Genomic DNA, 14,089 nt, shown 5'->3' with positions numbered 1-14,089 from the left:
GACGTCCATGACCGCAACTCTGGCTCCCCCACTCCGCATCGGGAGGGCCGCTGTCGGGGCCCTCGGCATGCTGGCAGTCGCCACCGGTGCCCTGGAGTCGGTGGTGACGCCGACGCTCCCGCTCCTGCAACGCGAGCTGGACATGAGTCCGGCCGAAGGGGCGTTGCTCAGCATCATGCTTCTCATCACCGGCGCGCTCGTCACACCGGTCGCGGGCAAGTTAGGCGACCGCTACGGCGGGAAACGGGTCCTGATCCGGCTGATGGCGGTCGTCTCGGCCGGTGGTCTGGTGTCCGCCCTGGCGCCGAACCTGCCCGTGCTGCTAGTCGGTCAGGTACTGCAGGGAGCGATGGTGGGCGCGCTGCCCCTGTCGTTCATCCTGGTGCGCGCACACCTCCCCGAGGGGGAGTCGAAGGTGGCCATCGGTGTGGTCAGCGGGCTGTTCGTGGGCGGCGGGATGGCGGGAACGCTGTCGGCCGGGCCCGTGGCGGAAGGCCTGTCCCGACACTGGATGTTCGCGCTGCCGACGATCGCGGTCATCGCGGCCACCACGCTGGTGAACAGGCTGATGCCGCATGATCCGCCGAGCCGGCGGTCGGACGGCGCCGGGATCGACTGGCCCGGCCTGGTTCTGCTCAGCGGGACGCTGGTCACGCTCATGCTCGTGCTCGCGCTGGCACCCGACCTCGGCTCGCAGCCACTCGTGCTCGGCGCCCTCATCGCCGTACTGGCCGCCTTCGTAACGGCATGGACAGCCGTCGAGCGTCGTGCGGTCTCGCCGATGGTCGATCTGCGCATGCTGGCACGGCCCGCGGTGTGGAAGTCGTGTGTGCTGACGTTCGTGATCTGCGTCGGTACCTCGGTGGCGGTCTATCTCGTCCCGCAGTTGCTCGCGGTGTCCGCGGACGAGTACGGCTTCGGGGCCAGTGCCACCGAAATCGGCTTCTACCTGCTGCCCGGCGCCATGGCCGCGTCCCTTGCCGGGCCGATCAGCGGGATCGGGGCGCGTCGTTTCGGCTCACGAGCCGTGGTCACCGCCGGGATCGTCATCATGGCCGCCGCCCTGATCGCCCTGGCGGCCGTGCACACCGAGGTCTGGCACCTCGTCATCGGCAAGGTGATGATCGCGCTTGCCAACGGCCTGTGCGTCACGGCGTTGGTGACCAGTACCGCCACATCCGTCGATCGGAGTGACACCGGAATCGCCACCAGCCTGGTCCTGGTGACTCGCGTGATCGGCTACGCCGTGGGTGTGCAGGTCGGTGGTGCGCTCCTCACCGCCCAGACTCCTTCCGGGTCGGATGTCCCGGCCGAATCAGCCTTCGTCACCGGCTTCGTCATGGCCGGCGCCGTCACGGCGCTGTCCCTGCTGGTCGCCCGGACCATGAGCAAAGGAGTCAAGGAATGACCCGCACCGGTCTGTTGAGGGACAGGGGTGCCCGTGCCACGCCGAGGCGCGAGGTCCTGATATCCGGGGCCGGCATCGCGGGGCCCGCCCTCGCGTTCTGGCTGAACCGCTACGGATTCGCGGTCACGGTGGTCGAGAAGGCGGGCTCACTGCGTGGCGGTGGCTATCCCATTGACGTACGCGGCACCGCACTCGAGGTCGTCCGGAGGATGGGTATCCTCCCGCAACTGCGGGACGCGCACATCGACTTGCGCCGGCTGACCTTCCTCGACGGGGACGGTGAGCAGGTGGCCTCGGTCAACCCCCACACCGTCACCGGCGGCGTCGCGGGACAGGACCTCGAAGTGCGGCGCGGAGATCTGACCGACGCTCTCCACACGGCGGTCCGCGACGACGTGGAGTTCCTGTTCAACGACTCCATCGACACCCTCGACCAGTCGTCCGGCCACGGGGTCGACATCACGTTCCGAGGAGGCGGCAGGCGTACGTTCGACATGGTGTTCGGCGCGGACGGGGTGCACTCACATACCCGCGAGTTCCTGTTCGGCCCCGAAGAGCGGTTCCACCGATACCTCGGCTACTGCTTCGCCGGATTCACCATGCGCAACACCTTCGGGCTCTCCCACGAGCTCATGATGTGGAACACCCCGGGCAGGGCCGCGGCACTCTACGCCGTGGGGGACAACGACGACGTGCACGCCTTCCTGAACTTCGCCCGCCCGGAACCACCGTTCGACGCGTTCCGGAACCCGGAAGCCCAACGGGACCTGGTCGCCGCGGTCTTCGCCGACGCGGGATGGGAGGTCCCGGGCATGCTCGCCGCCCTGCGCGACGCGGATGACCTGTTCTTCGACGGGGTCAGCCAGATCCGCATGCCCCGATGGTCCTGCGGCAGGGTCGCGCTGGTGGGCGACGCCGCGTACGCACCCTCGTTCCTCACCGGACAGGGCTCCAGCCTCGCGCTCGTCGGCGCGTACATGCTCGCCGGTTCTCTGGCCGACAGGGACCACGCCGCGGGACTCGCCGCCTACGAACACAGCACCCGTGAGTTTGTGACCTTGAATCAGGAGCAGGTCGGCGAGGGCGATGCCACGCTCTTCCCGACCACCGATCGGGCTCTGGAGCAGCGCAATGACATGCTGCGCCATCTCAGTGCCATGCCCTCCGCCGTGCCCTCGCCGGCGGGACGACCGGCTCATTCGGCCCTCACCCTGCCCGATTTCATGCCCATGAGGTGAGCCCGTCACTCGACGAGGAACTCGCTCAGCAGTGGCAGGAGCAGAGAAGTGCGCCGCATGAGGGTCATGTGCGTGGTGGCGGGCAGGACGGCGAGCCGGGCCCGGGGAATCAGTCGCTGCATGGCGGCCGCGTGCTCGACGCGTACGAAGTCGGTGTCGCCGACGACCAGCAGCGTGGGTGCCCGCACTCCGCGCAGGTCGTCGATGGTCCAGGGCAGCGGGGCGTGCGCCGACGCGGAGACCTTGGCGAGGAAGGCCTCGAAGTGCCCGGGATACGGTGCGCAGGCGGCGTACGCGTCGGCCATCTCCTGGAAGTCCGCCTGGCTGGGCAGCCGCGGGGAGTCGAAGTCGGCGGCGCGTACCTCGTCGTGGACGCCGTCCTGGCTGTACTGAGCGGCCGCGAGTACGAGTCGGCCCACGCGCTCCGGATGCTTGACGGCGATCTCGAGTGCGGTCAGCCCGCCGAGGCTGTACCCGAGGAAGTCGGCTTGCCCGATGCCGAGTTGATCGAGCAGTGCCACCACGTCGGAGGCCAGGTTCGGCACCGTCAGGTCACGGTCGGTGTCGGCGGTGTGTCCGTGTCCCTGGAGTTCGGGAGCCACGATGTGCCGGTCGGCCGCCAGAGCGGGCAGCACGGCGGCGAAGGACAGACCGATGGTGGTGACGCCGCCGTGCAGCAGCACCAGCGGGCGCCGGCCCTCGTGGTGGACGCCGTGGACCTCGTAGTACATCTCCAGGCCGTTGACCTTGGCGTAGTCGGAGCTGGTCGGCACTGTCATCACGTCCTTCCGCACGTTCCGCACGTTCCGCACGTTCCGCACGTTCCCCACGTTCTGCGCGTCACGCGGGCAGAGCGGCGAGCCAGTCGGTCAGGAGGCGGTTGACCTCGTCGGGCCGTTCCTGCTGGATCCAGTGGCCGCAGCCGTCGAGGAGGTGGGAGGAGATCAGGCCCGGCAGCGTGACCGGGTATGCCGCGATCGCGTCGGCCAGCCATGTCGTGGATGCGTCCAGTTTGCCACCGATGAAGAGAGACGGCTGGGGGATGGGGGCGCCTTCGAGGGCGGCGAGGTCCTCCCAGTCGCGGTCCATGTTCCGGTACCGGTTGAGCGCTCCGGTCATGCCGGTCCGTTCGAACTCCCCGGCGTAGACGTCGAGGTCCGCGTCGCTGAGCCAGGCGGGCAGCCGGCCGGTGGGGAACCGGTCTCGCAGCGCTCCGCCCCGGCTGACGAAACGCGGATCGGGAGCGCCCGGTGCGGGCATGGTGTCGGCGGACAGGGCCGCGTAGAAACCCGTGAGCCAGCCGCGTACATCGGGTTCGATCTCGGCCTCGGCGCGGCCGGGCTCTTGGAAGTAGGAGACGTAGAACTCCTCGTCGCCGCCCATCCCCGCGAAGGCCTTCGTGGGGCGGGGTCCGCCACGTGGCGCGTAGGGGACGCTGAGCAGCCCGACCGCCCTGAAGACGTCCGGCCTGAGCAGGGCGGAGTTCGCGGCGATGGCCGCGCCCCAGTCGTGGCCGACGACCACCGCCGACTCCTCGCCCAGGGCGTGCACCACCGCCACGTTGTCCGCCACCAGGTCGAGCATCCGATACGCCTCCGTCGCGACCGGCTTGGAGGAACGGCCGTAGCCGCGGACATCGATGGCGACCGCGCGGTATCCCGCCGCCGCGAGCACCGGCAGCTGGTGGCGCCAGGAGTACCAGGACTCCGGGAATCCGTGGACGAGCAGCACCAGCGGCCCGCTTCCCTGCTCCACGAGGTGAATCCGGCCGCGACCTGCTTGCCCGGCCGGCGAGGACACCGACCGGTGAGTGATCTCCCCGATGTGCTGCGACATACGCCCTCCTCCGGGACACCCGGCGCCTTGCGCGCGCCACCCGCCCCTACGGTCGTTCGTTACCTCAACGCCGATCATCCGGACGGCCGAGCCGAGAAGACGAGCCCGTTTGCCGATTCGGCAACACGGCCGTGGCTCGGGTTCCGATGTGGGGGCGTTCCGGCGTGGAACCGCCGTGCTGCGGTACCTCCCGGGTCGGCCGACAATGGGCAGTGGATCGCATGTCCGGCCCGGCCACGACGCCGGTGCGGCGCGTCGGCCCGAGAGGAACGTGCTCATGCGCGCTGAGTCTTCGCCGGCCGCGCGGACGGGAGCCTTCATCGCGGTGGCGGTCGCTCTGTTCTGCATCCGGCTCGACTCCTTCGCGCTGAACCTGGCCGTCCCCGGGATCGCGGACGAGTTCGGCGTCATCGCCTCGGCCGCCCAGTGGACGCTGTCCGCGTACGTGCTCGTCATCGGCTGCTGCTTCATCGTGGGCGGGAGGGTCGGCGACGTCGTCGGACGCCGGGGCGCGCTGCTCGGCGGGACGGCGCTGGGCGCGGTGTTCACGGCGATGGTGCCGGAGCGAACACCCAAGGCCGCGTACGACGCGATCCCGCGCCTCGGAGGCGCGCAGATCCTCGCGGCTTCCGTCGTCGTCATGTCCGTACGCCATCGGCTCGTGGTCCACGGCAGGGTCCCGCCGGTCGGCTCGCGAGTGCCGTGCGGCGGGCGCCTGCCGTGAAGGGCGCGGCGGAGCGGACGCTGATCCTGCACCGGTCGGTGCGGGTGACCCTCGCCGCGTCGACGGGCTTCTACACCTTCGTGTACGGGCTCGACGAGCCGGTGCTGGCGCTGTACGCCCTGTTCGCGCCGATCTCCCTCGGCCTGCTGTCCCCGATCCCGGGGTCCGGACGGCAGCGCGCCGAGGTGATGCTGAAGGCGCTGCCCGTGGGCATGCTGCTGGTGGCGCTGGGGACCGTGCTGGCGGTGCGGACCTGGGCGGCGGTGCTCGGCATGCTCGTCGTGGGATTCCTCCTCGCCTTCGCGGCGATCGCGGGCCCGCGCCCGGCCGGGGCGGCGCCGGGACTCCAGCTCTTCTACATCCTCGCGTGCTTCCCGCCGTACGAACCCGAGACCCTGTGGCTGCGGCTGGCGGGTCTGACCTTCGGCGTGGCGGTGCTGGCCCTGTGCGAGTTGTTCCTGCTGCCGCAGCCGCCGGAGCCGACGTACCGGACGACCCTCGCCGACGCCCTGACCACGGCGGGGGACAGCATCGCGGGGCGCGGCGGCCTGTCCCCGCAGGCCCTGCGGGAGGCCGGTGCGCGGCTGCGGCTGTCGAGCGTCCCGCCCGCGGAACGCCCCGCGGGTCCGGGCCGCGCGGCCCGCGGCCTCTCCCAGGCGGGCTCCGCCACCCGCCGGCTGCTCGAGCAGCTGGCCCATCTGACCGAGACCGGCGAACTCCGCGAACTCGTCCGGTACGGCGCCGACCCGGGCAGGAGCCCGACCGACACGGCGTCCGGGTCACTGCTGCCTCAGGTCGTGTCCCTGTGCGACGACACCGCCACCGCCCTACGCACCGGTCGGGCCGCTCCCGGCCCGCAGCGGATGGACCAGGCCATCGACGACTTCCAGCGGATGCGCCTGCGGCAGGCGACCGGGTCCGCCGACGAGGTACCGCCGGTACCGGTGCTGCGTCGGCAGGCGGCGCTGCTGGCCGTCGCCGAGTCGGTGCGCATCCTGGAGATCTCCGTACGGGTCGGCCTCGAAGGGCGGCGCACCCCGCCGATCGAGCCACGCGAACTCTTCTGGTACACCGAGGCCGCCACGCCCCGGCTGTGGGTGCGCCGGATCACCGGCAACATGACACTGCGCTCGGTGCAGTTCCAGAACGCCGTACGGATCGCCGTGGCCCTGGCGGCCGCACGCCTGGTGGCCGGTTCGCTCGACCTGACCCACGGCTTCTGGGTGCTGCTGGCGGTGCTGACGCTGAGCCGGACCACCGTCGGGGAGACCTGGACGGCCATCCGTCAGGCCGTCACCGGCAACCTCGTGGGCGCGGTGGCAGCGGGCGCCCTGCTCATCGGCCTGGGCCGGCACACCGAGGCGTACGCCGCGATCCTGGCACCGGCCATGCTGATCGCCTTCGCGCTCGGCCCGCTGCTCGGTATCGCCTGGGCGCAGGGCCTGTTCACCCTCGTGGTGGCCACCGCGTTCGCCCAGATAGCGCCGTCCTCGTGGCGACTGGCCGAGGCGCGGATCGTCGACGTGGTGACGGGCAGTGCCATCGGCCTGCTGTGCGCGATGCTCGCCTGGCCGGCCGGCGCCCGCAAAGAGGTACGCAGAACCATGGCGGGGCTGCTGCGGGAGTGCGGCGCGCTGATCAAGGGCACCGTCGAGATGCTGACCGCCCTACCGCCGGGCTCGGCCCCCGCCCCGCCGACGCTGCCCGCTCTGCACCGGCTGCGCCTGGCGGAATCCGCCTACGCCCAGTTCCGCAGCGAACCGGGGAGCAGCGCATCTGTGCGCGCGGACTGGCACGCCGTGCTCATCACGGCCAACCACATCCTGCTCGGCGCCCAGTGGCTGCCCCGTTTCGACTTGTCCACGACCGCCCTGCCCCCGGACGCGGCCGACCGCGCTCGGACCGGCGCCCGCACGCTCGCCGAGACCACCGACCGGCTCGCCGCCCTGTGCGACGGCGACCGCACGCAGCCGCCGCGGACAGAGCAGGCACCCGTGGAACCGACCGCTCCGGCGCTGCCCGTGCTGGTCGACCTCGACATGTGGCTGCGCAGCCTCACCCATCAGCTCGCCCGTATCGAGGCCGGGCTGCCCGAGGCGATCCGAGGGCCGGGCCGCGGTAAGACGGCCACCGGAACCGTGGGCTCCACGTCCCGGCCCACCGGGCCCGGAAGGTAGGCGCCCCGTGTCCGACCGCTACCTCCGCTCCGACCTCCGGCCCCCCTCACCCCGCGGGTGGGTGTGGTGGCTGCCGTTGGCCGCGGTACTCGTCGACGTGGCGGCCGAACTGATCGTCCGAGGCCGCGAACCGGTGAGCTTCATGCTCATCGCGGTGCCGCCGCTGGCCGCCGCGACACGTGGCCCGAGGGGCACCGCCCTGTCGGCGCTGGTGTGCCTGGGGCTGCAGATGTGGATGGCCGCCCGGCGCCCCGGCCACTTCGACGAGCAGCACCATGTCGCCGTCTACATCGCCACGACCCTCATCGGCATCGCCGGCGTCGCCCTGGCCCGGCAGCGGGAGCGGACCCGGCAGCATCTGATCCGGGCCAACTCGGTCGCCGAGGCGATGCAGCGGACCCTGCTGCGTCCCGTGCCGCGCAGGCTCGGGCCGGTGCGCGCCGCCGGGTTCTACGAGGCCGGGGAGGGCGGCACGCTCGTCGGCGGGGATCTGTACGACGTGTGCGAGACGCCCTTCGGGGTACGCGCGATCATCGGTGACGTTCGCGGCAAGGGGCTGGACGCGGTCCAGACGGTCGCGGCGGTGCTGGGCAGCTTCCGGGTGTCGGCCCACGAGTGGCAGAGCCTGAGCGCTCTGGCCGGGCGGCTGGAGCTGAGCATCGCCCGCAACAGCCCGGCCGGCGACGACGGCGACCCCGAGCTGTTCGTGACCGCACTGGTGCTGGAGTTCTCGCCGGACGGCGGCGAGGTGCGCATCGCCGACCGCGGGCACCCCGCTCCCCTGGCGGTCGGCCCGCAAGGTGCCCGGCGGCTGGTCACGGCGCCCGGACTGCCCCTGGGGCTCGGCGCACTGGCACCGGACGGGGAGGACACGACGGTGCACCGCCTCGAACCGGCGGAGGTGCTCGTCCTGCACACGGACGGGGTGAGCGAGGCACGCGACGCTGACGGCGTCTTCTACCCGGTCCTCGAACGCCTCGGCGAACGGTTCTGCGGGGAGCGCCCACCCGACCCGGAGACGGTCGTGTCGTTCGTACGGACCGATGCGGAACGGTGGTCGGCCCAGTGCACCCAGCCGGACGACGACGACCGGGCGGTCCTCGCGCTGTCCCTGGAAGCGGTGACCGGCAACGACTCGATCCGCAGTCAGCCTTGATACCACCGGGCCTCGAACGTGAGGCCCAGAAGCCGGAGGAGACCTTCCCGCTGCTCGGCCGAGGCCAGCACCATGATGTCGTCGCTGAGGTCTGGGCCTTCCTGCTCGAAGCGGCGGAATTCCCGGGGGTCGTCACCGAGGTCGAGCGCCTCGATGGCCTCCTGCGCCGCTCCCATGTCGAGGTAGTCGTTCGACTCCTGCTCGATGCCGAACGACAGCGGCTTGCCGTTGCAGGCGAAGTGCATCGTCCCCAGGCCGCAGTCCTCGTCGTCCGGGTAGGACTTGTCGAAGCGGTAGTCGGAGACCGTGACTTTGCCTCCGGTGAGATTCGCCGCCTCGTTCAGGAGCCATTCGTAGTGCGCGTCCGCGAAGTCGACGTCGTCGGCGTGAATGGAAACAGCCACGTCGAAGGATTCGAGGGCGCTGGCGACCTCATAGCGATCCTCGATCGGCTTGGCCGCGAAGTCGACGAACTCGTCCAGGACGCGTCGGGCCGTCTGTTCCGTGATCATTCCGAGTTCGGTGAGAACTTCGGCAATCCGTACGTAAGTTATCGACTGGCTGGTCGTCATGTGGACATCGTGTCAGCCGGGTATGACAGCGCACGGCGCCCAGGCCGAGGAATCGGCGTCCCCGGCCGTGACACCGCTGCCGCTGCCGCGGCCGCTCAGAAGTCCGTGGGCAGCCCACTGACCTCCGCGATACCGCGCAGCTCCTCGGTCTCCCTGTGCCGTTCCCTGATGTAGTCGGCGATCTCGCCGAGGCGTTCGGGGTCGGAGGCGGTGGTCGCGTCGGTGACGATCCGGACCGGGCCGGTCTCATCGACGTCGATCTCGATCACTTCGTTGTCGAGGCGACCGGTGACGGCTGTGGCGATGACGAGGGCGGCCTCGTCACGGACCTCCTGGGGCAGCTCTTCGCCTGCCCCTGAGTCGAGCGCAAGGTCGAGGCTGGACAGGCGCTCTTCTTCGATCGCCCGGAGGACCGGTTCCACCATGCGCAGCAGAAGGCGGTAATCCTCCGTGTCCATCCGGATGCGCAGGAGGTCCAGGTACACGTCCACGGGCCGGCCGTCGCCATACGGAATCTCGGATTCGCTCATTCGCTTCGTGTTTCCCACAGAACGCCGCCCACACATGTCACCGGCGGGAACACGGCTCACACCCGTCGCCAGCGGGCCATGGCGAAGGAGAACACACCGAACAGCACCAGCCCGGCCGCGACGCAGGCCAGCAGCCAGGGGCCGAGCGGAGTGTCGGCGAAGGTACGCAGAGTGTCGTCGAGCCCTTTCGCCTTTTCGGGTTCGTAGTCGATGGCGGCTCGCACGGCGAAGACACCCGCCACGGCGAACACCAGCCCGCGAGCGGCGCCGCCCGCCACGCCGGTGACGTCCACCAGCTGCCGCGTCCGGTGGCTCATCTGCCCGAGCCTGAGATTGTCGTGGTACTTGCGCAGGACGGCCCGTACGCCGATCCAGCCACCGGCCACGACGACGGCCAGCCCGGCCGCGCCGACCAGCCACTGACCGGCGGGCATCTCCAGTGCCCGGGCGGTGGCGTCCCGGGACTGCTGGTCGCTGGATCCGCCGCCGCTCTGGTTCCGGCTTGCCGCGAACGACAGCACGGAGTAGGCGACGAAGACGTAGAACGCGCAGCGGACGGCCGCCAGCAGCCGCTTGCGCACGCTCCGGCCGTCCTGCCCGACCGAGCCGAAGACCGCCTCCGACAGCCGCCACAGGGCCATGCCGACGAGTCCGACGCCCAGCGCCCACAGCAGCACCGCGCCGAACGGCTGCTGTGACAGTTCCGCCAGTGCCCCGCTACGGTCGGCCTCCTCGCTCGTGTCGCCGAAGGCGATCTGCAGCGCCAGCGCGCCGACGAGCAGATAGATCACACCCCGCGCGGCGAGACCCGCCCGCGCCGCCCCCTCGGTGACCGAACCCCGTGCCGCCGTCCGCCGCGGCCGGAACCGTCCGGGCCATGCCAACCCACCCGTGCCCATGGAGACCTCCCGCAGTCCGAATGCCCAGGCTCGGCCACCACACACTCGGCTGGGCCGCGGGCAGGGCGCCACGTCGCTCGCGGTGGGGGAGGGGACGGTGTCCCCCGGGCTTGGCCTCCTGCCGGCCCGGGGGGACCGATCGGCTGGAGCGCCTTGTGCGGCTACTGCTTCCAGGCCCAGTGCAGGCGGTCGAGCCCGCTGGGGTTGTTCACCTTCAGGCTGAGGCGGGTGCCGGTGCCCTGGAGGGTGGTCAGGGAGTAGGTGTCACCGTTGCGCAGGCCGGGCCAGTAGACCGAGCCCAGGCCCAGCTCCCGGATGGTGTCGGTCGCGGCCTGGATGTAGGCGATCTCGCCGGAGCCGTTGACCGGGCCGTTGTAGTCGAGGCCGGAGGTCATGGTCGCCCCGAACTCGTCGAGGACGGTGCGTGAGGCGCAGGTGCCTATGCGCTCCTTGAAGTCCTGCTTCCACTGGTCGACGCTGGTCCAGTCGGTGTGCCAGAAGCCGTAGTTGTGCAGGGCGATGCGGGTGCCGTCGAGTCGGCTGTCGGCGCACACGGGCTTGACGTCCTCGCTGTACTTGATGCCTCCGATGAGGATCCGGTCGCGGGGAATGAAGCGGTGCGTGGTCACCCAACGAGCGGCCACGTCGCGCCACTCCTGGGAGGTGTAGCCGAACGGCTCGTTCATCGGCTCGAAGTACACCTGGGAGTTGCGGGCGTAGGCGGACGTGATCCGCGCCCACATCTGGTCCCAGGAGGCCTGGTCGTCGATCTTGCCGTCCTTGGCGTTGTCGGCCTCCCAGTAGCCCAGGATGACCTTGAAGCCCTTGGCGGTGGCGGCGTCGATCGCGCCCCGGTACGCCTTCCAGAAAGGGCCGTTCACGGAGGTCGGGTTGACCGGGAGGCGGACCGTGTTGGCGCCGAGTTCGGAGAACCCGCCGATGATCGCCTTGGACTTGGCGTAGGTCGTGGCATAGCTGTCGGAGGTCGACAGACCCGAGGGTACGACCGCGTCGTCGGCGTAGTTGTCGCGCGGGTCGGCCCAGTTGACCCCGCGGAAGTCGCTGACGGGCGGCGGCGAGGCGGGGCGGGAGGCGTCCCCCGGAGCCGCGGAGGCGGGGGAGGCGAGGGCTGCGCCGAATGCCGTGACGCCGGCCAGCACTGCCGCCAGGCAAGCTGTCCCGCGATGGTTCTCTCGTGGCACGACATCCCTTTCTGGGTAGGTGCGACCGCGCAACCTCGCATGCGGGTTGGGCGGCTTGGTGGGCTTCCGAAACGTAGAAGAGACCTCGAACAGAGGTCAACATATCTGCACACCAAATTTCACCAAGAACGCATGAGGCAGGGGCGTGCGGCAGCGGAGGCAGGCGGGCAAGGCTCGAGTTCGAGTCCAGGTCGCGGATCAGGAGTTGGAGCGGTCCGCGAGCCATTCCAGGGCAGCCGCGCCGGCGTTGAGGATGGAGATGTGTCCGGCGGTCGGGTTCAGTCGCAGTTCCGCAGTGGGGCAGTGGTTCGCGAGCCACTGGCTGTGGGAGCTGGGCACGACGCGGTCGCTGCCGCCGTGCAGGAAGAGGACGGGTGGTGTGACCTGCCCGGGGTCGAAACCCCATGGGGCGACGTACGCCAGGTCGTCGTCGATCAGCGGGCCCGGGCCGGCCTCCACGGCCGGACCGACGACATCGCCGAACCAGGACCATTCACCGGCGAGCGCGGCGTGATCGGCCGGGGTGAACATCCGCGGGTCGTACGTGGCGGACGCCTCGTGGGTCTCCTTCGCCGCACGCCCTTTTGTGGCGGCAAGCAGGGATGCCGTGCCGGAGTCCGACATGCCCGCGAACCAGTCCAGCCCCTCGGCTCCGAACGGTGCCGGCCCCGCCACGCTGACCACGGCGAGGACGCGATCGGGCAGCAGGGCGCCGCAGGCGAGGGCGTGCGGACCGCCACCGGAATGTCCCATGACCGCGAACCGTTGGATGCCCAGCGCGTCGGCGACTGCGGCCACGTCTCCGGCGGCTGACGCCATGTCCCGGCCGGGGCGGGGTGTGGACCCGCCGTAGCCCGGCCGGTCGTAGGACACCCAGCGGATGCCGAGCCGGTCGGCGTACGGGAAGAGGGGCTCGGGAGGGGTCCCGATGTTCGGCGTGCCGTGGTGCCAGAAGACGACGGTACGGCTGTCGGAATCTTCCGTGCCGGTGTCGTAGACGTGCAATCTACGGCCGTCTCCCAGCTCGAGATCAGTCTCCGCCACACCGCCGCGTTTCGACACCTGAAGGGCCTCCAGCCACTCGAGCTTCGGCGGCACAAACCTACTGGGCATCGGGCATCGGTGTCGTCGGAGTCGAGCCTGTGGACACCGGCCCCTTCAAGGCTGCGACCTCGGCGCTGCGCGGGAACATGGTCTGCTCGTAGTCGGTGAGCGCGGCCTCGGTGTCGTCGGGGTGTGTGGCGAGGGCCTTGCCGAGTTCGGCGTCGTATCAGGCCCGAGGGACCGCTCACTGCGGCCAGGGGCGGACATGTGCGCTGGCCGCGCCGATCGCCGCTCTTGCGGCGCGCTCGACCAGGGTGATCCCGCTTCTCATCGAAGCGTTGCCGCTGCTGAGGACCGAGACCAGATACCGATGTCCGTGCACCGTGACCTGACCGACACTGTTGATGACCCACAGGCCGGTGGTGTTCCGCTGCAGCCAGCCGTTCTTGAGGGCCCACCGGGAATCTCGGGAGGCGGCCGCGGACACTCCCCAGTCCTGTTCCTCCACGATCTGGCCCATCAGTTCCCGGATGTAGGCCCGGGACGCCGGGCTCAGCCCGTCGGGCGACGAGGTGGAGGCCACCGGCCCTCGGGCGAACACCGCGCGCAACAGCCTGACCTGGTCCGTCGCTGTGGTCTGGGTGAGCCCCCAGCGGTTGTCGGGGCCGCCCTGTGCCGAGGAGAGCCCCAGCCGCTCGTTCGCCGCTTCAAGGCCCTCCGCCTCGCCGATCGCCCGCCACAGGACGTGCGCCGCGGCGTTGTCGCTGGACCGGATCATTTCCTCGGCGTGCCGACGCTCCGCGGGTGTCAGCTCGCGGTCCTCGTCCTCCGCCTGGAGGAGCAGCGCCGCGAGGATGTTCACCTTGACGATGCTCGCCGTGGCGAACTTCGAGTCCTCCCCGTACGACGCGATCTCCTGGTCGGCGCTGTCGAGGTCGAGCACCGCCACCGCCAGCCGAGTGTCGCCGCCCGGCAGGAGCGGCTTGAGCGCACGCGCGAGAGTCGCGCCCCGTTTCTCACGCGGGGGTGCCGGTGGGCCGGGAGCCGGTGCGCCTGTCCGCGCCGGGGCTTGCGTCTTGTGGTGCGTGCCGGCGGTGGAGCAGGCGGCGAGCGACGCCACGATTGCGGTCGCAGCACAGGCGGCGCAGATCCTCAGCATGTATGCGCGTAGGCCGCGCGTCCTGTGCGTCCGGTTGGGCTGTCCGTCGGACATGGTGGGGCAGGCCTCGGTATTCCTGCGAGAGGGCATGGTGAATACCCGAAAAATTATGACAAAGCGGATTCGGTGGCGAGGATTGACGTC

At 70.6% G+C, this 14,089-nt stretch carries 13 protein-coding genes; 5 read left to right on the top strand and 8 right to left on the bottom strand.

Features of this window, described 5'->3' with window-relative positions; all coding sequences use genetic code 11:
- The first annotated feature begins 7 nt into the window (after window positions 1-7).
- A complete protein-coding gene (locus tag EJ357_RS01975) occupies window positions 8-1,408 on the top strand; it encodes an MFS transporter (RefSeq protein ID WP_126387993.1) in 1,401 nt (466 codons plus the stop codon).
- Window positions 1,405-2,646, top strand: a complete 1,242-nt coding sequence (locus EJ357_RS01970) for an FAD-dependent monooxygenase (protein ID WP_126387991.1) — start codon at window positions 1,405-1,407, stop codon at window positions 2,644-2,646. The genes EJ357_RS01975 and EJ357_RS01970 overlap by 4 nt, the downstream gene beginning before the upstream one ends.
- 5 nt (window positions 2,647-2,651) lie before the next feature.
- On the opposite strand, the gene EJ357_RS01965 is transcribed toward EJ357_RS01970, so the two are convergent.
- The gene (locus EJ357_RS01965; RefSeq protein WP_126387989.1) at window positions 2,652-3,425 is read right to left on the bottom strand and encodes an alpha/beta fold hydrolase; all 774 of its coding nucleotides are present in this window, start codon (window positions 3,423-3,425) and stop codon (window positions 2,652-2,654) included.
- 61 nt (window positions 3,426-3,486) lie between these two features.
- Window positions 3,487-4,482 carry an alpha/beta fold hydrolase gene (locus EJ357_RS01960; RefSeq protein ID WP_126387987.1) on the bottom strand — a complete coding sequence of 332 codons (996 nt, stop codon included), beginning with the start codon at window positions 4,480-4,482 and terminating at the stop codon, window positions 3,487-3,489.
- A 277-nt stretch (window positions 4,483-4,759) separates the two neighbouring features.
- Between EJ357_RS01960 and EJ357_RS48060 the strand changes: the two genes are divergently transcribed.
- The 3 genes from EJ357_RS48060 to EJ357_RS01945 are packed head-to-tail and all read left to right on the top strand — an operon-like array spanning window position 4,760 to window position 8,539.
- Complete coding sequence (locus EJ357_RS48060; RefSeq protein ID WP_175647273.1) at window positions 4,760-5,206, top strand: MFS transporter; 447 nt, start codon at window positions 4,760-4,762, stop codon at window positions 5,204-5,206.
- On the top strand, window positions 5,203-7,383 hold the full coding sequence (locus EJ357_RS01950; RefSeq protein WP_126387984.1) for an FUSC family protein: 2,181 nt from the start codon (window positions 5,203-5,205) through the stop codon (window positions 7,381-7,383). The genes EJ357_RS48060 and EJ357_RS01950 overlap by 4 nt, the downstream gene beginning before the upstream one ends.
- A 7-nt stretch (window positions 7,384-7,390) precedes the next feature.
- Window positions 7,391-8,539 (top strand): PP2C family protein-serine/threonine phosphatase, encoded by a 1,149-nt coding sequence (locus EJ357_RS01945; RefSeq protein WP_126387982.1) that lies wholly within the window; start codon window positions 7,391-7,393, stop codon window positions 8,537-8,539.
- On the opposite strand, the gene EJ357_RS01940 is transcribed toward EJ357_RS01945, so the two are convergent.
- The 6 genes from EJ357_RS01940 to EJ357_RS01915 form a co-directional block, all read right to left on the bottom strand.
- Window positions 8,530-9,111, bottom strand: coding sequence for a hypothetical protein (locus tag EJ357_RS01940; RefSeq protein WP_126387980.1), 582 nt, complete (start codon window positions 9,109-9,111; stop codon window positions 8,530-8,532). The two genes, EJ357_RS01945 and EJ357_RS01940, sit on opposite strands and share 10 nt — an antisense overlap.
- 95 nt (window positions 9,112-9,206) lie before the next feature.
- Window positions 9,207-9,641 (bottom strand): hypothetical protein, encoded by a 435-nt coding sequence (locus EJ357_RS01935; RefSeq protein ID WP_126387978.1) that lies wholly within the window; start codon window positions 9,639-9,641, stop codon window positions 9,207-9,209.
- A 56-nt stretch (window positions 9,642-9,697) separates the two neighbouring features.
- Window positions 9,698-10,540: a DUF1206 domain-containing protein gene (locus EJ357_RS01930; protein ID WP_126387976.1), complete on the bottom strand. Its 843-nt coding sequence runs from the start codon at window positions 10,538-10,540 to the stop codon at window positions 9,698-9,700.
- 161 nt (window positions 10,541-10,701) lie between these two features.
- On the bottom strand, window positions 10,702-11,742 hold the full coding sequence (locus EJ357_RS01925; RefSeq protein ID WP_126387974.1) for a cellulase family glycosylhydrolase: 1,041 nt from the start codon (window positions 11,740-11,742) through the stop codon (window positions 10,702-10,704).
- A gap of 198 nt (window positions 11,743-11,940) precedes the next feature.
- Window positions 11,941-12,786 (bottom strand): alpha/beta fold hydrolase, encoded by an 846-nt coding sequence (locus tag EJ357_RS01920; RefSeq protein ID WP_228473266.1) that lies wholly within the window; start codon window positions 12,784-12,786, stop codon window positions 11,941-11,943.
- A 244-nt stretch (window positions 12,787-13,030) separates the two neighbouring features.
- Window positions 13,031-13,906, bottom strand: coding sequence for a serine hydrolase (locus EJ357_RS01915; RefSeq protein ID WP_228472915.1), 876 nt, complete (start codon window positions 13,904-13,906; stop codon window positions 13,031-13,033).
- Between the last annotated feature and the right edge of the window lie 183 nt (window positions 13,907-14,089).

It is taken from the genome of Streptomyces cyaneochromogenes, from assembly GCF_003963535.1.
GTDB classification, from domain to species: Bacteria; Actinomycetota; Actinomycetes; order Streptomycetales; family Streptomycetaceae; genus Streptomyces; species Streptomyces shaanxiensis.
The sequence above is the reverse complement of the archived record's forward strand: the minus strand, read 5'-3'. Positions and strand labels throughout refer to the sequence as shown.